Below are 20466 nucleotides of genomic sequence, written 5' to 3'. Positions count from 1 at the left end.
AACACAACCGTTATTCCATGTCGTCGTAGGAAGTTAATTTCGAGATCGAACCGACGTCTTCCAGCGATCTATGTACGTCGAAAACCTCTCTCCAACGTTAGAAATTCCCGCATCGACAGGCATCGGCCATGATTTATCCTGATTGAAGAGCAAGGCCGCGCCGATACTTGTGCCCGTTGCAGTTTCGCTTGCGACGACGGGCCTGCCTGTGATGCTTCCCAGCATCGCTACAAATTCTGCATTGCGTGCGAAGGGCCCTTCGACGACCGTAGGGCCTGCCCCATTGATCAAGTCCAGACAAGTCCCTGCCATCAGGGCGAGGTAAAACGACACGGCAACGGCGCGTTCTCCCGATCCAAAGGCGGGTTCCTGACCTTGCCACTGCATTGCAATGCCTTGGAACGGACCTGTACCGGATTCGATTGATGGCAAAAGCATCAAAGATCGGTCGAGAACATTTGCGACGTCTTGCTCAGTTACCGCGTATGCGTGACCATTCTGAATGATCTCATATTCGCGTCCCCCCATGAACCGCGCACTCGGAACGGCTTGCCCGCGTGCGTTGACGTTAACCAGGGTATCCCGGGCCGGATCAAGTGGCGGAATTGCCGACGCAGCGTCGCCTGTCAACGACATCGCGATCACCCACGTCCCCGTCGAAATAACTGACGCTGGTTCATCGCGCGAAATGATATGGGGGTATAGCGATGCATTGGAATCGTGGATGCCGACGCAAACTGGTGTGTTTGGATTAAGCCCCGTGGCCTTTGCAATGTGCGGCAGTATTGGGCCGAGTATATCGCTAGGGTAACGTACCGGCGCGATCTTATCGCGGATTCCAAGGGTCGCAGGGAGGTCGGAAAATGTGGCCGTATGGGGATTCCACAGGTCCGTATGACAGCCGAGAGAGGTGACATCTGTCGCGCCAACACCAGTCAGGCGGTGACCCCAAAATTGCGGATAGGTGACGATCTGCTCCGTCCGATTCTTGAGGGTCGGATCGGTTGTGAACTGATAGTGCAACTGCGCACCGATGTTCAGGCCACCGATCATGTCTGGCGATCCGGTCTCTGCAAAATCGGGTTTAATGATCTTATAGGCTGCGACTACTTCCGCAGGGTATTCATGTTCATAGTCAAGGATCGGAGCAGCGAGCGTTCCGTCAGCCGATAGCAATGCAGCACAGGCACCGTGGGTGGTGATGGAAATTGCGTCCACGCGGTGATCGTGATGGAACGTCGCCAGAGCATCCAGCAAGAATGCCCAATGTCCATCGACATCGTAATGGGGCCAAGGCGGACCTGCCAGCACGACATTGGGACGCGTGACCACGGCAATCTCGGTCAATGAACCTAGATCGACCAAGGCGAGCTTTGCGTTTGTTTTGCCGATATCAATGACGGCGATGTGTTGCGGTCTTTTCATGGCATATGAAACAGCGGTGTAAGCGCTACGGCACTTGGCGAGCGATCCGCGTTCGTTTCCATGATGTCCCCCATATAGGCCCACCATTTTTGCATCACGGGGTGATTTGGCAAATCGTCCATGCCGTGATCGGCGGTGCGGGTGAGAACACCGATCAGATGGTTGGTGCTCTCGTCCAGATGGATCGAATAATCGCTGACGCCAGCACCGTGTAGCAAATCGACAAGCTCGGGCCAGATCGCATCATGACGACGTTTGTATTCATCGGCCATGCCATCGTTCAGACGCATGCGAAAAACGTAACGCGCGGTCATGATTTGCGCCGTGCGGCAGCCATCGCCCAGAGACGCGGCAAGGCAATGACCCCGATCAGCAACAAGCCGATGAAGATCGACATCACGATGCCAGGCACATTCAACAGGCCCAACCCGAAGGTGACCAGTCCCATCACGAAGGCTGCGATGACCACGCCCGGGATCGTGCCGGACCCACCAAGAATATTGACGCCGCCGAGGACAACCATTGTCACGACCTCAAGCTCCATTCCCGTTGCAATGCTGGGCCGCGTCGACCCAAGTCGGGACGTCAAGCAGACCGCCGCGATCCCCGACATAAGCCCCGTTAGCAGGAACAGGATAAATTTGACCCGTTGCACACGGATGCCGCTAAACAATGCACCGGTCGGGTTGTTGCCGATCGCATAGACAGCGCGGCCAAAATTTGTTTTGTGCAGCAGCACGGCATAAATCGCGGCGATGATGACGAACAGCAACATTTCCACCGTGAAGACCCAGTAGATATACCCCTGCCCGAACCACGAAAAGCTGGACGGATAGCCACTGAATGACCCGTCCCCGAGGATGATAAAACTGATGCCCCGAAACAGGCTCATCGTGCCGATAGTCACAACGATGGACGGCAAGCCGAGTATGGTCACGAAAAACCCGTTGAACGCGCCGCACAGCAGCCCGACCGCCAGACCGATTGCAACCAGTTCGGGTGTTCCTGCGCCGTATTGCATAGCCAACCCCATAGCGGTACTTGCCAGCGCAATAATCGACGCGACCGACAGGTCGATCTCACCAGAGATGATCAGCAACGCCATTGCGAAGGCGATCATCGCCTTTTCGGTGAAGTTAAAGGTTGCGTCGCTGAGGTTCCATGCGCTGAGAAAATACGGCGACGCAAAGCTGTTCACCACAAAGATCGCGATAGCAACGGCGAGCAAAAGCGCTTCCCAGCTTTTGAAAACACGCACGGCACGGCCGTTTAGCCGATCCGGGATATGGCGGGTGATGGTTGTGTCCGTCATTGGGTGACCTCTGCGGATTTAAGGATAATGCGGCCTTTGGTGCGGCCAGACCGCGCATTGAATGCGACTGCAATCAGGATCGCCGAGCCGGATATGGCAAGCTGCCAGAACGGTGAAATGTTGACGACAGGCAAGGCATTCTTGACCACCCCAAGGAAGATCGCGCCCAGCACGGCCCCGCCGACGGACCCGATGCCACCGGCGATGGAAATCCCGCCAATCACACAGGCCGCCACGACTTCGAGCTCGAAACCGCCAGCGATATCCACATAGGCCACCGCATATCTCGCGACCCACAAATACCCAGTCAAACCTGCCAGCGCGCCTGAGACGACGAAGGCCCAAAACTGCGTCTTGCCGACATCGATCCCTGTGTAGACAGCTGCGTGGGGGTTGCCGCCCACAGCGAAGACGGACCGCCCGAATTGGGTGCGCGCCATCATGATGCCAAAGACAATGACAGTCATAATTGCGATCCACGACAAAACCGGCAGGCCCAACAGAACAGCGCGCGGGAAGCCTGTAAAATCGGGGCTCATTTCATGGGAATTGACCCACTTGCCGTCGGAAATCAGAAAGATAATCCCACGGAATATCGTCATGGTGCCAAGCGTCACAACGATTGGCGGGATCGACAGTTTCCATACAAGCACACCGTTCACCGCCCCCATGACCGCACCCATAAGAACCGCGATTGCAATGATAACGGGGATCGGAAGGCCGGGCATAACGACGTTAATCATCGCGACGGCCATGCCCGTCAGGGCGAGGTTCGCGGCCACTGACAGATCAATACAGCGGGTCAGGATCACCACCATTTGTCCTAGTGCTAGGATGATTAACGGTGCGGTATCGTTGAAGACATTTGCCAGATTGGCCGGCGCGACGAAGCCCGCGAAACGGGATGCCACGAGGACAATCAAGATCAGGATCGCGCTGCCAAGGATGGCTTCGCGCACAGGAATGAAACGCATCATGGTGCAACGCTTTCTGTTTGTGTTGTAATGCCCGCCGCGTGGCGCACCAATGTTTCAGGTGTCACCTCGTCACCGGTCAATTCCGACGCGATCAACCCGTCACGCATGACAATGACCCGGTCGGACATGCCGATCACCTCAGGGATTTCGGAACTGACCATGATGACGGACAGGCCTTGAGCGGCCAGCTCGGCCATAAATTCATGCACCGCAGCCTTTGATCCGATGTCGATGCCTTTGGTGGGCTCATCCAGAATAATGACCTGCGGTTGCGTCGCCAGCCATTTGGCGATCACGACCTTCTGCTGGTTACCGCCCGAAAGGTTACCAATGTCTTGGTCTAATGACGCTGCGCGCAGGTCTAGCCGCTCGGCGTATTCACGGGCCAGTTTGAATTCTTCGGCAAGTTGCAGAAAACCATTCCGAGACGTACGCCCAAGAGACGGCAGTGTTATATTCTGGAAAATAGGCAACCCGATCACCGCGCCCTGTTTGCCGCGATCTTCGGGCACATAGACGATCCCATTTTCAACGGCCTCCGCGGGGGAACGGATCACCTTGATATCGCCATTCACGCGGCACGCACCTTTGGACGGTTTTGTGATCCCGAACAGTGCTTGCATAAATTCGGACCTGCCCGCGCCAACTAAGCCGTAAAACCCGAGGATTTCCCCACGTTTCAGGTCGAAATTGATATCGGCAAATTCGGTCGGATGGGAATATCCAACGACTTTGAGGACTTCGTCGCCCACATCGTGGTCGCGGTCCGGAAAAATCTGATCCACAGACCGTCCGACCATCATGGTCACAAGATCACCCTCAGTGATGTCGGCAATTAATCCGTCACCTACGAATCCTCCATCGCGAAACACGGTATATCGGTCGGCGATACGGAATATCTCGTCAAACTTGTGGCTGATGAACAAGATCGCTTTACCCTGCGCCTTGAGGGTTTCGACCAGTTCGTAAAGTTCTTCGATCTCTTTGTGGGATAGCGCTGCTGTTGGTTCGTCCATGATCACGACACGGGCATCTACGGAAAGTGCGCGGGCAATTGCCACCAAGTGTTTGTTGGCAATTCCAAGGTCGCGAAGTTGGGTGTGACTACTGAACGGCGCACCGATTTCAGCCAATAGGTCAGCCGCATTGCGATGCATCCGCGCCGTGTCGATTAACCCGAAACGGTTACGCGGGGCGTGGCCGATGTAGATATTTTCGGCCACGGACAATTCATCGAATAGTACCGTTTCTTGGTGGATCGCGGTGATCCCTGCCTTGGCCGCGTCATTGGGCGAAGCGAAGGTAACGGGGTCGCCATCAATGCGGATCGTACCACCGTCAGTGCGATAAATGCCCGTCAGAATCTTGACGGTCGTCGATTTGCCGGCACCGTTTTCCCCAACCAACGCAGTCACTTGCCCAGGATAAAGATCCAGCTTGACCTGATCGAGTGCCTTCACGCCAGGAAAAGTCTTTGTGATCATGTCCATCGAAACAACAGCGGACGAGTTGGCGGGCGCGGTCTGCGTCGTCATTGGGTGGCCTCGTTTTGTCGGGGGGATAGGTGTCTGTTCCGGCGCAAATCCTGCGCCGGAACAATATGGGTGTTTAGAAGATCGACTTGAAATCGTCGATGTTGCTGGCGTCGTAAACAAACGGATCAGCCATCGCGCCTTCGTTGTTTTCGTCCAGCGTCAACGACCCCATGCGACCCATCGGGATTTCCGCACCGGGGGCAGCTTCAGCACCGTTCTGGCTCAGTTCATAAGCGAGCATCGTCGCGGAGTAGCCCAAATCGATCGGGTTCCAGATTGCGAATGATTGGGATGCACCGGATTCGATCGCACCCGCCATCTCGGATGGTAGTCCAAGGCCCGTTACGTTGACTTCACCGACTTTGCCCGCGTCCACGACCGCCTGAGCAGCGGCCACGATACCTACGGATGTTGGCGCAATGATCGCATCCAGATCCGGATAGGACTGCATCAGGCCTGTAGCCTCGCGGTAGGATTTATCAGCGAGATCGTCGCCGTAAACGGTGGCAACAACTTCGATGCCCGGATAGTCGCCCATCACCTTGTTCATCTCTTCCATCCAGATGTTCTGGTTGGTGGAGGTCGTTGTGGCAGACAGCAGAGCGACCTCGCCGCCATCAGGAAGGTGATCCGCGGCCAGTTTGATGATCATGTTCCCGATCAGCGGGTTAGACGACGGGTTCAGGTGCAGTTGGCGACCCTCTGGTGCCACACCGGAATCCCAGCTGATCACGGTGATGCCGCGCTGCATGGCGCGTTTCAGGGCGGGTACCAATGCATCTGTATCGTTCGAAGAGATCGCAATTGCGTCAACATTTTGCGCAATCAGTGCGTTGATAACTTCGATCTGGCCTTCAGCGGTGGTGTCTGTCGGACCTGTGTAGATGATCTCGACGTTGCCCAGTTCTTCAGCAGCTTCTTGTGCACCCTCATTGGCGGCTTCAAAGAACCCAATGCCGAGCGCTTTGACGACCAATGCAATGCGCACATCATCCTGTGCCAATGCAGGTGAGCCGAACATCGCGCCGGCCAATGCAACAGATGTTGCTAATTTCTTGAGTACACTCATGGTTTCCTCCCTGGAGTGGTTGTGATTGAGCTGGCTAGGATGCCATCCCGTCTTTCTGCGCGGCACCAATGGGCACCACGATCAGCGTTACATCTGCCGCCTCAAGCATGGCCGCGGTGCGGTCATCGATGCCTTCGTCGGTGATGATTGTGTCGATACGTTCAAGCGGGCAAAGCACGAGGCTTGAGCGGTTTTCGAATTTGGAGCTGTCCACCAGAACGATCAGTTCTTCGGCTTGCCCGATCAGCTTGTGTTCCGCCTGAATAAGGAGCGGATCTTGTTCCATCAGTCCCAGTGGGCCGATGCCCTGCGCGCCCATGAACATGCGTTTCGCATAAAAATTACGGGTCACGTCGTTATCGAAAGGGGACAGAATGATGTTTTGTTCGCGGTAAATGATTCCGCCAGACAGCATCACCGTATTTGTTGTGTTCTTAAGCAAATGTTCGGCGATGGGAAAAGAGTTGGTAAAAACCTGCATGCGACGCGACGCCAGCGGATGCACCATTTGAAAGGTCGTTGTCCCGCCGTTGATGATAATGGGTTCACCGTCATCGCACAGTTCGACAGCCGCGGCTGCAATTGCCTGTTTTTCGGCGATGTTCAGCGTTTCGTTTACCGAAAAAGGGCGACCGGCCAATCCGACAAATGGTTTTGATGTTAAGGCCTCGGCCCCACCCCGCACACGACGCAGACGTTTTTGTTCGTCCAGCGTATTGATATCGCGGCGTATCGTTGCCTCGGATGCGCCGGTCAGCGAACACAGGTCGATCACTGTAACAAGTGAGCGGTCTTGAACGGCGGAGAGGATAACGCGGTGGCGGTCGTTCTCGTGCATTGGGTGGTCCTTTCGTTGGGCCAAACTGGATTACATTGCGGCGTTATGTCAATCATTTATTTTCAACTTCAATCATTCTGCGCCGCAGCATGATTGAATGTGATTGAAAGTGATTGACTTTATATTTGCCGCCCGTCAGCTTGCTGCTAACAAATTGACCTTAACCTGCCCTCCACGGAGAGACACATGACCGCTTCGAAACCGAATCAACGCCTTGAAAACAAATGGGATGCGGCCAACGCCGAAAGCATGAGCGAACCAGAGAAGCTCCTTTATCGTTCAAACTTGTTGGGGTCAGACAAACGAATCACCAATTATGGTGGTGGCAATACATCTGCAAAGGTCATGCAAAAGGATCCGCTGTCCGGCGATATGGTAGAGGTCTTGTGGGTCAAAGGGTCCGGTGGCGATGTCGGATCGATCAAGATGGACGGGTTTTCGACCCTTTATATGGACAAACTGAACGCACTGCGCGGCATTTATCGTGGCGTCGAATTCGAAGACGAGATGGTTGGCTACCTGCCCCATTGCACCTTTAACCTGAACCCGCGCGCCGCATCTATTGATACGCCGCTGCACGCTTATGTTCCAAATAAACACGTTGACCACATGCACCCTGACGCAATCATTGCGATTGCGGCAGCCAAAGACAGCAAGGCCCTAACGCAACAGATTTTTGGCGACACAATCGGTTGGTTGCCGTGGAAAAAGCCGGGATATGAATTGGGTCTTTGGCTTTCGGATTTCTGCGAAAAGAACCCCGATGCCAAAGGTGTTGTACTGGAAAGCCACGGCCTGTTCACATGGGCAGATGACGCGAAAGACTGCTACGAGCTGACGCTTGAGATCATTCAGAAAGCGATGGATTGGTTCGCTACCGAAACCGCAGGCAAGGACGCTTTTGGCGGTGCTGTGCATAAAAGCCTGTCCGCAGATGAACGCCGAACTGCAGCCGCACGGCTGATGCCTGCCATTCGCGGGTACGTGTCCGGTCAACAGCATATGGTCGGGCATTTCACTGACAGCGATGCGGTGCTTGAATTCGTCAATGCCAAGGATATGGAACGTTTGGCCGCCTTAGGCACGTCCTGCCCCGACCATTTCCTGCGCACAAAAATCTGCCCGCTCGTTGTGGATTTCGACCCCGCCAAGCCGGATGTTGACGCCACGATTGCCGGACTTGAGGCCGCAATCGCCGAATACCGCGTTGGCTATCAGGCCTATTATGACCGCTGCAAAAGGGACGACAGCCCTGCAATCCGCGACCCTAACGCGGTGGTCTATCTGATCCCGGGCGTCGGCATGATCACATTCGCCAAGGATAAGGCGACAGCGCGGATCTCTGGCGAATTCTACGTTAACGCAATCAACGTGATGCGCGGTGCGGATGCTGTTTCCGAATATCAAGGGCTGCCTGAACAGGAGGCATTTGATATCGAATACTGGCTTCTGGAAGAGGCTAAGTTGCAGCGCATGCCAGCGCCGAAATCAATGGCTGGCCGTGTGGCACTGGTCACTGGTGGTGCAGGCGGCATTGGAGCTGCGACCGCCGAACGGTATCTACGCGAGGGCGCTTGCGTGATGCTGGCGGACATCGACGACGCAGCCTTGACTGAAACCTTTGTTGGGCTGAGCGGGAAATACTCAGCGGACGTGGTGCGTACCGTGAACATGAACGTGACCGACGAAGCAGCAGTTGCCAACGCCTACAACGCCATCGCCGCTGAATTTGGTGGCGTTGATATCCTCGTGTCAAACGCCGGCATCGCGAGCTCTGCCCCGATCGAAGACACCTCTCTTGACCTGTGGAACAAGAACATGGCGATTCTGTCGACCGGTTATTTCCTTGTGAGCCGCGAAGCGTTCAAACTGTTCAAAGTGCAGGACATGGGCGGGTCGGTCGTCTTTGTGGCCTCTAAGAACGGCCTCGCCGCATCGCCAAACGCTTCTGCCTATTGCACTGCCAAGGCGAGCGAAATTCACCTAGCCCGTTGTCTCGCGCTCGAAGGCGCACCATTGGGTGTACGCGTCAATGTCGTGAACCCTGATGCCGTGCTGAAAGGCTCCAAAATCTGGCAAGGTGAATGGCTGGATCAACGTGCGGGCACATACGGTACCGATAAAGACGGACTTGAGGAAATGTACCGCGAGCGGTCCATGCTGAAACGGTCTGTGCTGCCCGAAGACATTGCAGAGGCCGCTTATTTCCTTGCCTCTGATTTATCGGCAAAATCCACAGGCAACATCATCAACGTTGATGCCGGCAACAAAGAGGCGTTCACGCGCTAAGCGTGGACGGTTCAGGGAGGATCACCATGAACTATGAAAGCGCGAAAGCCGCCTTTGCCGATTGGGGCGTCGACACAGAAGCAGCCCTTGCAAAACTCGCAGAGATTCCGATTTCGATGCATTGCTGGCAAGGCGATGATGTCGTTGGCTTTGAAAAGAAGACCGGCAGTTCGGGAGGCGGCATTCAGGCAACGGGCAACCACCCCGGACGCGCCCGCACCCCAGACGAACTGCGGGCCGATCTGGAATTTTCATACAGCATGATACCCGGCAACCACCGGCTGAATTTGCACGCATGCTATCTGGACACAGACCAGAACCCTGATCGCGACGAGATTGAATTCAGTCACTTTGCGCCATGGGTAGACTGGGCTAAAGATCAGGGCCTCGGCCTTGACTTCAACCCGACATTCTTTGGCCACGCCAAGGCTGATGATAATTTAACACTCAGCCATCCGGATCAAGGAATCCGCGATTTCTGGATCGAGCATGGCAAACGGTCCCGCGATATCGCGGCTCAGATGGGCGCGGCGCTTGGGTCGCCTGTCGTCAATAACGTCTGGGTTCCGGATGGATATAAAGACACGCCCGTAGATCGCTATGCACCACGCAAACGGTTGGACCAGTCACTGAACGCGATGATGGCCACGCCGCACGACAAGGCGCAGATGCTGGATGCGGTGGAAAGCAAGCTATTCGGCATCGGCGTTGAGGCCTGCACAGTCGGTAGCCATGAATTTTACATGGGTTACGCGATCCGTAACGAAACCCTGTTGTGCCTCGACATGGGGCATTTCCACCCGACTGAAAACGTTGCTGACAAGCTCAGCTCTGTTGCCCTGTCGGTGGATGAAATCCTACTGCACGTCAGCCGCCCGATGCGTTGGGACAGTGACCATGTAATCCTGCTGGACGACTCGATCATACAAATGGCGCAGGAGCTGGTGAGTGCCGATCTTTTGGATCGCACACACATCGGTCTCGATTTCTTTGACGCGACCATTAGCCGGACGGCAGCTTGGGTGATTGGCACACGTAACATGCAAAAGGCATTGCTGCGCGCGCTATTAGCACCGTGGGAGCAGTTGAAAACAGCCGAGAACGCCCTGGATTATACTTCTCGTCTCGTGGTGACTGAAGAAGTCAAAGACCTGCCATTCGGCGCGGTTTGGGCGGAGTTCTGTGATCGGATGGGCGTCGCAGAGGGCAAAACGCTCATCTCGGCCCTCGCTCAGTATCAATCGAGCGTAGAAAGTCGCGGTTAACAAATCGCGCCGCAACCGCGAAAATAGGTGGTATTCAAACCTATCTTGTGCGGACAAAACCAAGTGTGGTTGTGCCCTTATTCAGGCACAACCTGCTTTTAATCTAGAAACTCCACACCAGTCCTAAGCCCACACCCAATGCGGATGATTTACTAGTTAACGGGCTATCGATATTCTCCCCGATATCTTCATATCCGATTTGGGCGACCGCTGTGATAGCGTCGGTGACTGCGTAGCCGATTGTAATGTCGACGAAAGCAGTGGTGGTATCGTTGGCCTTATATGCACGCCGGTTTGTGGTCGCTTCTGCGTCACTTACACCATAAAGAAATTGGTTCAGTTTGGCTGTGCGGTATCTCGCTCCGACAGACGCATCAAATTGCACATCGCCAACTAACGTCGTGTAACCGAGGGTCACATCGGCCTCAGTCCCGCCATGGGCGTCAGTGATATCTGTCAATGTGCTCAGACCGACGTAGGCGTTTCCAAACGCGAGCTGCGTGCTGATCCCGGCCTCGACTGCATCGTCTCTTTTGAGCCCGACGAAACGCGGATTTTTGTCGGGAAAGGCGGGCGCGCCACGATATCCAAGAACGACATCCAATTGCCCAAGCCCGTAGTCGTAGACCTGATAGGACAGACCGTCGACGCCGATATGCAGCCTGTCAGTATCGTAGCTAATGATCGGGGCAAAGCCGACTTCCTGATCATCACCTAGATAAACATCTGTCGCACCCATAGCGAAAACGCCGATTGTCCACGGCCCGTCCGCCGATGCGCTTGTGCCCGCACACATGAATGCCAACGCGAGAAGTCTTTTACACATGAAGTTTTCCTTGATTGAAATGTGATGTCTTTCAATCGGCAAAACCGTGTTCCACGTCGTCCATATCAACAGGGGCGGACAGTTTGGCAGGGATTTTGAGCCTGAGCAGTCTGGCATCTGAGCATTGTTTGGGACAGGTTGCGGAATGAACCAAATTCTTGTCGAACTGATTAGTACCGCTACGATTGCAATTGCCCTTTTTGGTGTCGCATTTAGCTTGATGCAAACGCACTACCGTCATGTGAACCGTAGTTTTGCGGCTTTCCTGGCTTGTGTGGCCTGCAACAACGTACCAGACGCCCTATCGCGGATGTTGGACATGATGCAGGGCAGTTTTGTGCAATCCGTCAGCCTGGCACTTTGGCTATGTAGCGCATTGTGCTTGGCACCTACGCTGTGGATTTATGTCTATACCCTGACGTCCAATGCGCAAAGGTGGCCTAAATCACTCGGACGCCACTTAATCCTTCCGGTGCTCGGCGCTGTAGTAGGTGCCGCGCTAATAATCAGTCCTGACGAGACACGCGCATCTTTCTTCTCCGAGACTAGTCTACCGACCGAAGGATGGGCATTGGCAGTCCTCGCATCGATTGCGGTCCTTCAAGTCGCGCTTTATCCGCAGTTGGCGTTCTATCTCTATCTGATCGTGCGGCGCCTTGTGCAGTACAAACGCAAGCTGCGGGATGTCTATGCGAGTACTGAACAACATGAACTGCGTTGGATTTATGTGATTGGTGGACTCGGGGGCTTGTTCTGGGTCGCGCAATCGCTGATTTTGGCTGCTGCCATTAACCCCAATTGGGCGTTTGTCCCAATGGCGATGCTCAGTTTATTTGGGTTAGCATTGTTTGCGGCCACAACGCTATGGGGGCTACGGCAACGCCCGCCCTTGGTGCCGGACGTTGGTGAAGACGCTGTCGGCCCGGCATCCACCAGTTCACCCAAATACGAAAATTCAGCTCTGAGTACGGAAGCTTCAGCCCGTATCGCGCGCAAATTGCGCGCCGCAATGGAAGTCGACCATCTGCACCGCGATCCCAACCTGTCGCTCTGGGCATTGGCCCGTCATACCGGTGGCTCACCCAATTACATCTCCCAAACCTTGAATGAAATCATCGGTGAAAGCTTCTTTGATTTCGTCAACGGCTACCGCGTTGCTGAGGCGATGAAGTTACTCGCGACAACGGATCAAACCGTGTTGTCCATCACCTACGACGTTGGCTTTAATGCCCGGTCGTCATTTTACAACGCCTTCAAACGCGTGACGGGGCAAACACCGTCTCAATATCGGAAAACAATGTCCGTCCGTGAGGGGATGGACGACGTAGACAGTGTGGTGCGTCACACCTGATCTCATTACGATGATCAGGAGAACACAGATGAACGCCCGCCGATCCTTCACAATATTCTGGCATAGGCTAACTGCGCTGCCGCCCCAAATTTCTGCGCCCCGTCTGCGGACGAGCAAATTGACCCTCGGGTTCGCCTTGGTGCTGTCGGCTTGTACGGGGCTTGCCGGCTTATCGAAACGCCCACAAGATCCGGATGACAGACGCTATAAGATCGAAACTGTACAATTTGCGGGCGGGTCTGGTGCGACCTTGGCAGGCGAACTGACGATGCCGCACGTTGGTGGACCGTTTAAGGCCGTTGTGTTGATATCGGGGTCCGGGCCGCAAGATCGCAACGAAGCATTGGCCGGACACAAGCCGTTTTTGGTGTTGTCCGATCATCTGACGCGGGCAGGTTTTGCGGTGTTACGTTATGATGACCGTGGATTTGGGGAAAGCCCGGGTGATTACGACACCGCCGACCTGAATGATTTTGCCGATGACGCGGCAAGTGCGTTCCGCTACTTAGCTGCGCGCGCTGAGATCGACACCAATGCTATTGGCTATATCGGCAGTTCTGAAGGCGGCTATATCGCGCCTGTTGCTGCTCAGCAGACCGATCCAGCATTCATGGTATTTTTGGCCGGTGCTGCGCGGCCTCTATTGCCCGAAGTCTTGGTCACACAAACAACTGACCTGTTACGCGCAGAGGGCGCGGACCCGGATCTGATCGCGCTTGCCGCACGGCAATACAGAGAAGGCTCCGCCATCTTGGCGCAAGACGCACCGTTGGCAAAAATACGCGGCGATCTCGATGATTATCTGAAAGGCCAAGGTCTGCGGCGTGCAGCCCGCAACGATTTTCTGGACCAATTCGCAACGCGGTGGGGCGTCAGCTATGCGCGGCATGACCCTGTGGCGGCGCTCCGCGCGTTGACCAATCCGGTGTTGGCATTGTTCGGCGAAAACGATCTGCAAGTCTCCGCCGAAACAGAGGCCCCCCTAATGCGCGCGGCCTTACGCCACCCGCGCTCGGAAGTGCATGTGGTCCCAGGGGTGAACCATCTGTTTCAACCCTCCGCAACGGGATTGCCGTCGGAGTACGCGAAAATCGACACAACCATATCAGTCAGCGTCATGGCCAAAATCAGCGCATGGATCGCGGCAAACTAGCGTCCCCCCCATCTACGACACACACCAATCACTTCGGCTATGCGCCACAGACCCTAAACATGGAAACCTTATGAAACTTTTCGTCCTCACCGCCACAGCCTTTTTGCTTACAGCCTGCGCATCAGAAACAGTACCTGTGGCCAAAATGAGTTGCACAGAATTGGCCCGCAACATCGGTAAAGCACCCAAATCAGGGCCACCGCCACGGTTGATAGTATTGCAGGTACAGTTGACATGTTGGCAGCCGAATCCACCGCAGATGAGATTACAAGCGGTCTTGAATCGCTTGCAGGTGATTTGACACATGTCGCGGCCACGCAAGAGCTTGACGCGCTCAATCGCGCCTTTCGCCAAAATGGATGCAGCTGAAACCAACGTCCTACCACTCACGCAAGCACGTGACGGGTCACCACATGGCCTGTCGCACCCCTAAACCCAATTGGATGCCATAAATGCCAAACTATATCATGCGCCTCACCCTCTTGATCGGGATGACGCTCCTGACAGCATGTGAAAGGCCGCACGGCCCGATAATAGACCCGCATCCTCCAGTAGAGGGGCGCATCACATTCGGTCTAGCCGGATTGGCGCTGGGAACCATTTTTCTCAGTGTGCTGCTTATCGATGGATTTTCGGATGGCGTCGAAGGAATCTTCTCTGGGGAACCGTAACCGCAACAATCTTTGCGCATGGGCGTCTGCGGCCTTATGAAGTTTCAAATCATTCGAATGGGATCGATATCGGTCCTTTTCGCCGTATTGTGTCATATGACGTTTCGACGAAGGAAATGCACCTCAGACGCTCAGTGAATGGGTAGCAATTTTAATTAATCACTCAGGGGTCCGTCTTGACACACATACACTGTCTTGCAGTTAACTTCGGATGGCTAATCTTGGCAATCGAGGCAAAAGTTCTGCGAGAACAAGATGCTCCGGCTGTTATGACGAATGTCTTTTTAAGAGCCATAATGGGTCAGCTAAATACTGGATACGGCAATGTCCGCTTACCCTCGCTTTAATTGCACCGCATGCGGATGCAGCAAACGTCCGCTTCCCGCCAATGCTGCGTTTCGCTGCGATTGTTGCATGGCCCCTGCCCCATCCTTTGGATGTGTCACCGCGCGTTAGCTTCCAGCTGCCTAGAGCAGCTTTCACCCAGAACGGCACAACCAATCGCCAGCTGATCCAATAGTCAGGCATCGTCTCTTTCAGAGCCGGTGCCTTACCTTTGCCTCATGCTGTCCATCGGCCGCGTCGATCTGCCCTCCGGGTGACGGTCGCTGGGGCGACGGATCTGCGACCCTGATCATTCTATGGCTGTTTGGGGTTCGGCCAAGCCGAACGCCGCTGCACAGCGTTAGGGTGAGGGCGCGGCCCTCCCCCTCGGGCAAGTCCATTAGACAGCACCGCGTCCTCGGCTATCGCCTGCGGGCCGCACCACTGCTATCGAATAGACCTGCCTCGCCCCCTCCCGCGTTCGCCACGTGGCAAGGTTTCAGAGCAAGCGCACTGCGTGCGTTGTCTTAAAACCTGCAACGATTGAAGGACGCGAGAAACAAGCGATGGCAATCAAATTGAAAAGAAAGGTCAGCAATGCACGTCGAAAAAGGCAAGTTATCTCGGCTTTCGACAAAAGTTGTCGAAAACACTCCAAAGTTGCCTTTTCAGACACATAAAAACAAAGGGTTACAGGATTTCCGTTGAGCAATATTGCCTTTTCGACCAAGGTAAATTGCTTCTAGCGACACAAGCGGAATTTCATGGAGAGTGCAGCTAACGACCGCCAAGAGCCCGACTCGGCCATTATGATTTTGTGCTGCGTGCGCTCGCAGCGAGGAAAATGCGGCATGAGCGAAAAACCTCATGCTGTCGCGCGGCGGGAGAAACCGCCATTCGAGGATGCCGCAGCATGGTTTTGGATTCGAAAGTGCAGGTCGCGGAATATTGATGCCGTTCCAGATCTGTATCCTAAGGCCCGCTTTGATTGCTGATCGCTAGTTTCAAATCATCAACCAAAGCATCACGACGGCCATTCCCACCATCATGAGGTTTTCTGTGAGGCTGACAAACCCTAGCGGGACGTTGGAGTTTCCTCCAACGCACGCGCATTTCAGCTCGCGTTTGTCGATGTAGACGGCTTTGAAGACGCTGATGGCTCCGATGCTCGCAACCAGGAGTGCTGCGGGAGCGGATACCCAGGTCAGGATCATGCCGGTCATGAGGATGCCTGCACCTGTTTCTACGAATGGATAGATATAGGAGTAGGGCACCCACCTCCGAGCAAGAAGGTCGTAGTTGAGGAACATCGTGGAGAAGCCCTCGATATCGCGCAGTTTCTGCATGCCGAGAAGGATCATCGAGACCGAGATGAACCAGCCAAGCGTCTGCCATGTGATGGCGCCAAGAAACCCGATGGAGAGCGCGATTGCGGTCAGAGCTGCCACGGCAAAGAGATAAAGCACTGGCCGGTAGGTGGTTGCCTTTGGGTCCCAGCCGGTCAGCTTTTCGCGCAGGTCCGTATAGCCGCCAACGCGTTCGCCTTCGATCCATGCTTGGGGCGTCGTCTTGACGTCATGCTCGGCCTTGAAGCTGTCAACTTCGGCGCGTGTTCGGAAAAGCCTGTCATCGATATCATATCCCTGACGTTCAAGAAGCCAGCGCGCCTTTTGCCCGGATGGGCACAGATGGTCTGGCAAGGCCATTCGGTAAAGCACAGCTGTCTTGCCCACCGCCACTTCGGCGGGGTTTGTGTCTATGTCTGCAACGTCGCGTGTGTCTTTGGGCATTGGCTTCTCCGACGATCTATTTGCGTGTGTATCTCTCATTTCTATATACCCCCATAGGGTATATAATCAAGAGTTCGACCTTTGGTTCCGCACTCACTCGACTTTTTATCTGCCACCATGCGAAAAGGGACTATGCACGAAAACCGCGAAGCCACTTTGAAACGTCTGAAACGCCTTGAGGGTCAGGTCCGCGGGATCGCCCGGATGGTCGAAGAGGACCGCTATTGCGTTGACGTCTTGACGCAAATCGCGGCAGTCCGCGCGGCGCTGAAAGGCGTCGAAAAGCTCGTGATCGACGATCACGCATCCCACTGCATCGAAGATGCGCTCGCCTCGGGTGATCGTGAGGACCAGCGGGCGAAGTTCACCGAACTCCTTGAATTGCTCGACAAAGCGCGCGGCTAAGCCGTCAAAGATTGATCGGCGGTGTCGTCACGCTTGTGATCGTTGCCGTTGCCAACAGGATCATCACGACGGCCAGCATTTCCATCAAAATAGACCGCCGCAGGGCATGGGCTGCACCGGCTTTCTCGGCGCGCAACGCAGGAACGAGCCTCACCTTATTGAAAGCCGCAAAGCCCAGAAGTACCGCAACAATCGCGACTTTGAGCAAAAGCCCCAGGCCATAGGCTGTTCCAAATAAGGCAGTGACGGAGCCTGAAAGGAGCCAGGCGAGCGCTGTACCTGCAAAGATCAGGAAAGCCACTCCAAGAGCAGCGACATTGCCAAAGTGGTGCAACACGTCAACGCCCGAGGGAGTAAGCGCCGCGCGGCGCAAAGGCACAAGCGCACCAACCCAAAAAGCTGCGGTCAGAAGGTGAAGAGCAAGCAAGACAACGAGAATCATCCTGGGATCACCCAGAGCGTGGCCCACCTGAGCAAAAGATATGGCCACGGCAAGGCTGCCCAACAAAGCAATCCATTGCCCAATACGAGGCACCAAAACCGCCAGTATCGCAAGTTCGCCAAATCCACGCCAAATCGCGGCGGTGCCAAGCGGGCTTTCCCAAACAAACCCGAGCATCATCGGGTCCGTTGCGCCCTCAAAGCCCATCCCAGATATGCGGGCCGCACGAATGCCAATACGTATAGCCAACACAGTCAGGCCAACCAGTACCGCAACGACGGCAAGCCGCCTGGCAAGGCGCAGGACAGACGCCTCGGCGCGCTTCGCAAAGATGAAGGAAAACAAGACGCCCCCAATCGCGAGAAGAGCCGCGCTATAGCCAATCGCTTTGGCTACAATGGCCAAGACGGCAAGACCGTCGATTGGAGCCAGTCCGGTCACTCCGCGACCGTGAAGGAGAAGCTACCCTGCATCGGGTGACCGTCTGAGGCCATGCCGCGCCAGTCGAAACGGTAGCTTCCAGGCGCAAGCGCTTCCAATGGCACTGCCCGGAATTCCGTTGTTGGTTCCATACCGGTCTCGCGTTCGATTTCGATGTCATCATCGGTTGCAGTCAGCATGACGGAAATGATGCGCATCGGATCATCGAACCGCATTGAAAGCTCTGGCACTTCTGTGACAGTCGCACCATCAGCAGGTGTCGTTGCTTCGGACTTGGAATGCGCCGCAGCAACCACCGGAGCGACTGCGATGGCCAAACCGAGAAGGGCTTGTCTAATCATCTGAGTTTTCCTCTATTCGGACTGGGCATTGAGTGCGTCGTGATGCTCTCGAATATCACTGGGCCAGGTTGATTTGATGAAGGATAACACGGCAATGATCTCTTCATCGCTGAGCACTTCTTCATAGACAGGCATACCGGATGGGGGTGCATTCTCCATCAGTCCGGCAAGCCCATATTTGGTCAGGGTGAAGAGCGTTTCATCGTCGTGGTGCCACGTGTGCCCGGTCGCGTCATGCGGCGGTGCTGGTAGCAAACCATCTTCGCCCCGCATCCGCCAGTTCGCTTGCCCTTCTAGGCGCGCACCATGGCACGCAGCACATTGGTCCGCGTAGATGCCTTGGCCGTTGGCAACTACTTCGGCGTCGTCAGGTGACAAAAGACCGACCGCATCGGAGGGTTGGGCCATGACAAAGGCGGCGGCGAAACCGGCGAGCGCGAGCCCGCCGGTCATAAGAACTGCTTTGCGACTTGCCATCAGGTGTCGAAGGGCTGTGCTGTACCAGCGCGGTAGTAAACCATTCCGGTGCCCGCCTCTCCACCAAATGCGATGACGTCGTAACGGGCAGACGGGTCATCTCCCATGCCGGGGGAACCCATAGGCATGCCCGGAACAGCAAGACCGGTGATGTCTGGGCGATCGTGCAAAACAGTTTCCAATGCTTCGAACGGCACATGCCCTTCGAAGACATATCCATCCGCTTCAATGGTATGACAGGATGCCAGTTCAAGCGGTATGCCGCGTTCTGACTTCTGCGCCTCGGGGTCGGTCAGTTCCTCGACCGTGACGGCGTAGCCGCGTGCGCGAGCTAGGTCAGCCCAAGCGTGACAGCACCCGCAGCCTGGCGAAGCGAGAACGCGCATAGGTGTGCCAGCACGAGCAGGCAGGGCAGCCATGGCAAGAGCTGTTGCAGTTAGGGTGGTGAAGTGACGACGTGTGATCATGTCTGTCGGTCCTTTGATTTGAAAGTTGAATGGACTGCGGGCTAGCGCCCGTTGCCGCTTAGACTTTCGGAGGACCGGTTGGGACAGCTAGCGTCAGGTTTGCAAAGTCGAAGTCAGCGTTCAGAACACTAACAACCGATCTGCTCGCGGGAATGACCTGCAAAATAGCAGAAGCGGCCGCGAGATCGCCAAAACAGGGCATTGACCCCATGCCGCTTGAGGCGTCGCAGCAGTCCGCAAGTGCCTTCTCAGCATCAGCCAAGGGGTCGCTTTCTGATGTTTGGGCGTGGTGGTCGGCGTGATCCGATCCATGGTTCAAGCCATGCATCACAGATGCGGTGGATGCACCAGTGAATGCAAAAACAAGAATGATCGACAGAACCAAACGAAGCATAACCAATACCTACTGGGGGTATTTGGCTTTGACAAGTCACGAGGATGTGTCGCCGCGAGCCTGCCTAGTTGCAACCATTATGGCTACGCCACATGTCCGGATTATGCCCGTCTGGAACGGTGGCACAGGGATCATCTGAATAACCGCGCAAGACCGAGTACTGGCTGACTTGGGCATCAGTCAGCAATGGTAAAGTCAACAGATGGGCATTCAAATGGACAAGGCGAAGAGCTGAGCGCGCTTGACCTGCTTCTGCGACTAGACGTTCAAGCATATCGGCATCTGGTGCGCCTTGTTGAAACGCTGCGTCCAGCGATTGTTCCGCCGCGACGAACCGCTCCCCAGCAGTTATGGCGTCTGATAGCATCTGCGCCCGGACCACCTCGATGTCGGCGCGCTGCTGTTCGGTCAGACCGATTTCATCGGCAAGCTCAAGGAGATGCGTTGGCCCGGGAACGCCATTTAGCTCGGCGGCGCGTGCAAGACCCCAACCGCCGCCACGTGCGATCTCTTCCAAGTCGTCCTCGGAAAGGGATTTGATAAGGCGCGTTTCTTGCCCTGCATAGTCCGATGGGACTGAGCCGTAGTTTCCAGAGTGGTTTTGAGCAAAGGCAAAGGTGGGCAAGAACAGCATGAGGAATGCGAAGCGCTTGGTTGTCATGTTTGATATCCTT

Annotated in this window: 20 protein-coding genes; 5 read left to right on the top strand and 15 right to left on the bottom strand. The window is 55.3% G+C overall.

Features of this window, described 5'->3' with window-relative positions:
* Positions 1–33: 33 nt before the first annotated feature.
* The 7 genes from K3729_05695 to K3729_05665 all read right to left on the bottom strand — a co-directional run bounded on the left by K3729_05695 (position 34) and on the right by K3729_05665 (position 7156).
* A complete protein-coding gene (locus tag K3729_05695; protein UWR00266.1) occupies positions 34–1425 on the bottom strand; it encodes an FGGY-family carbohydrate kinase in 1392 nt (463 codons plus the stop codon).
* Complete coding sequence (locus tag K3729_05690; protein ID UWR00265.1) at positions 1422–1739, bottom strand: L-rhamnose mutarotase; 318 nt, start codon at positions 1737–1739, stop codon at positions 1422–1424. Before K3729_05690 ends, K3729_05695 begins: the two co-directional genes overlap by 4 nt.
* On the bottom strand, positions 1736–2737 hold the full coding sequence (locus K3729_05685) for an ABC transporter permease (GenBank protein UWR00264.1): 1002 nt from the start codon (positions 2735–2737) through the stop codon (positions 1736–1738). Before K3729_05685 ends, K3729_05690 begins: the two co-directional genes overlap by 4 nt.
* Entirely contained in the window at positions 2734–3714 is a 981-nt protein-coding gene (locus K3729_05680; protein ID UWR00263.1) for an ABC transporter permease, read from the bottom strand. Before K3729_05680 ends, K3729_05685 begins: the two co-directional genes overlap by 4 nt.
* A complete protein-coding gene (locus K3729_05675) occupies positions 3711–5249 on the bottom strand; it encodes a sugar ABC transporter ATP-binding protein (protein UWR00262.1) in 1539 nt (512 codons plus the stop codon). The genes K3729_05680 and K3729_05675 overlap by 4 nt, the downstream gene beginning before the upstream one ends.
* A gap of 73 nt (positions 5250–5322) precedes the next feature.
* A complete protein-coding gene (rhaS, locus tag K3729_05670) occupies positions 5323–6318 on the bottom strand; it encodes a rhamnose ABC transporter substrate-binding protein (GenBank protein ID UWR00261.1) in 996 nt (331 codons plus the stop codon).
* 34 nt (positions 6319–6352) lie between these two features.
* Positions 6353–7156, bottom strand: a complete 804-nt coding sequence (locus tag K3729_05665; GenBank protein ID UWR00260.1) for a DeoR/GlpR family DNA-binding transcription regulator — start codon at positions 7154–7156, stop codon at positions 6353–6355.
* A gap of 186 nt (positions 7157–7342) precedes the next feature.
* Here K3729_05665 and K3729_05660 point away from each other — a divergent pair, with 186 nt between their 5' ends.
* A complete protein-coding gene (locus tag K3729_05660; protein UWR00259.1) occupies positions 7343–9445 on the top strand; it encodes a bifunctional rhamnulose-1-phosphate aldolase/short-chain dehydrogenase in 2103 nt (700 codons plus the stop codon).
* A gap of 26 nt (positions 9446–9471) precedes the next feature.
* On the top strand, positions 9472–10710 hold the full coding sequence (locus tag K3729_05655; GenBank protein UWR00258.1) for an L-rhamnose isomerase: 1239 nt from the start codon (positions 9472–9474) through the stop codon (positions 10708–10710).
* Positions 10711–10813: 103 nt separating this feature from the next.
* Here the strand turns inward: K3729_05655 and K3729_05650 are convergent, their stop codons facing one another.
* Positions 10814–11536: a MipA/OmpV family protein gene (locus K3729_05650; GenBank protein UWR00257.1), complete on the bottom strand. Its 723-nt coding sequence runs from the start codon at positions 11534–11536 to the stop codon at positions 10814–10816.
* Positions 11537–11681: 145 nt separating this feature from the next.
* Here K3729_05650 and K3729_05645 point away from each other — a divergent pair, with 145 nt between their 5' ends.
* Together K3729_05645 and K3729_05640 are read left to right on the top strand one after the other, a co-directional pair.
* Positions 11682–12887 (top strand): AraC family transcriptional regulator, encoded by a 1206-nt coding sequence (locus K3729_05645; GenBank protein ID UWR00256.1) that lies wholly within the window; start codon positions 11682–11684, stop codon positions 12885–12887.
* Positions 12888–13005: 118 nt separating this feature from the next.
* A complete protein-coding gene (locus K3729_05640; protein ID UWR00255.1) occupies positions 13006–14040 on the top strand; it encodes an alpha/beta hydrolase in 1035 nt (344 codons plus the stop codon).
* 1999 nt (positions 14041–16039) lie between these two features.
* Here K3729_05640 and K3729_05635 read toward each other — a convergent pair.
* Complete coding sequence (locus tag K3729_05635; protein UWR00959.1) at positions 16040–16741, bottom strand: glutaredoxin; 702 nt, start codon at positions 16739–16741, stop codon at positions 16040–16042.
* 216 nt (positions 16742–16957) lie between these two features.
* Here K3729_05635 and K3729_05630 point away from each other — a divergent pair, with 216 nt between their 5' ends.
* Positions 16958–17230, top strand: a complete 273-nt coding sequence (locus K3729_05630) for a metal-sensitive transcriptional regulator (protein UWR00254.1) — start codon at positions 16958–16960, stop codon at positions 17228–17230.
* Between the two features lie 4 nt (positions 17231–17234).
* Here K3729_05630 and K3729_05625 read toward each other — a convergent pair whose 3' ends face one another.
* From K3729_05625 to K3729_05600, 6 genes are all read right to left on the bottom strand, one after another.
* Positions 17235–18113: a CopD family protein gene (locus K3729_05625; protein UWR00253.1), complete on the bottom strand. Its 879-nt coding sequence runs from the start codon at positions 18111–18113 to the stop codon at positions 17235–17237.
* Complete coding sequence (locus K3729_05620; protein ID UWR00252.1) at positions 18110–18454, bottom strand: copper resistance protein CopC; 345 nt, start codon at positions 18452–18454, stop codon at positions 18110–18112. The genes K3729_05625 and K3729_05620 overlap by 4 nt, the downstream gene beginning before the upstream one ends.
* A gap of 12 nt (positions 18455–18466) precedes the next feature.
* Entirely contained in the window at positions 18467–18931 is a 465-nt protein-coding gene (locus K3729_05615; GenBank protein UWR00251.1) for a cytochrome c, read from the bottom strand.
* Complete coding sequence (locus tag K3729_05610) at positions 18931–19398, bottom strand: CopG family transcriptional regulator (protein ID UWR00250.1); 468 nt, start codon at positions 19396–19398, stop codon at positions 18931–18933. Before K3729_05610 ends, K3729_05615 begins: the two co-directional genes overlap by 1 nt.
* Before the next feature lie 58 nt (positions 19399–19456).
* Positions 19457–19792 (bottom strand): hypothetical protein, encoded by a 336-nt coding sequence (locus K3729_05605; protein UWR00249.1) that lies wholly within the window; start codon positions 19790–19792, stop codon positions 19457–19459.
* 64 nt (positions 19793–19856) lie between these two features.
* Complete coding sequence (locus K3729_05600; GenBank protein UWR00248.1) at positions 19857–20453, bottom strand: hypothetical protein; 597 nt, start codon at positions 20451–20453, stop codon at positions 19857–19859.
* Positions 20454–20466: the final 13 nt, after the last annotated feature.

Source organism: Rhodobacteraceae bacterium S2214 (assembly GCA_025141675.1).
Lineage (GTDB): Bacteria > Pseudomonadota > Alphaproteobacteria > Rhodobacterales > Rhodobacteraceae > Yoonia.
The sequence above is the reverse complement of the archived record's forward strand: the minus strand, read 5'-3'. Positions and strand labels throughout refer to the sequence as shown.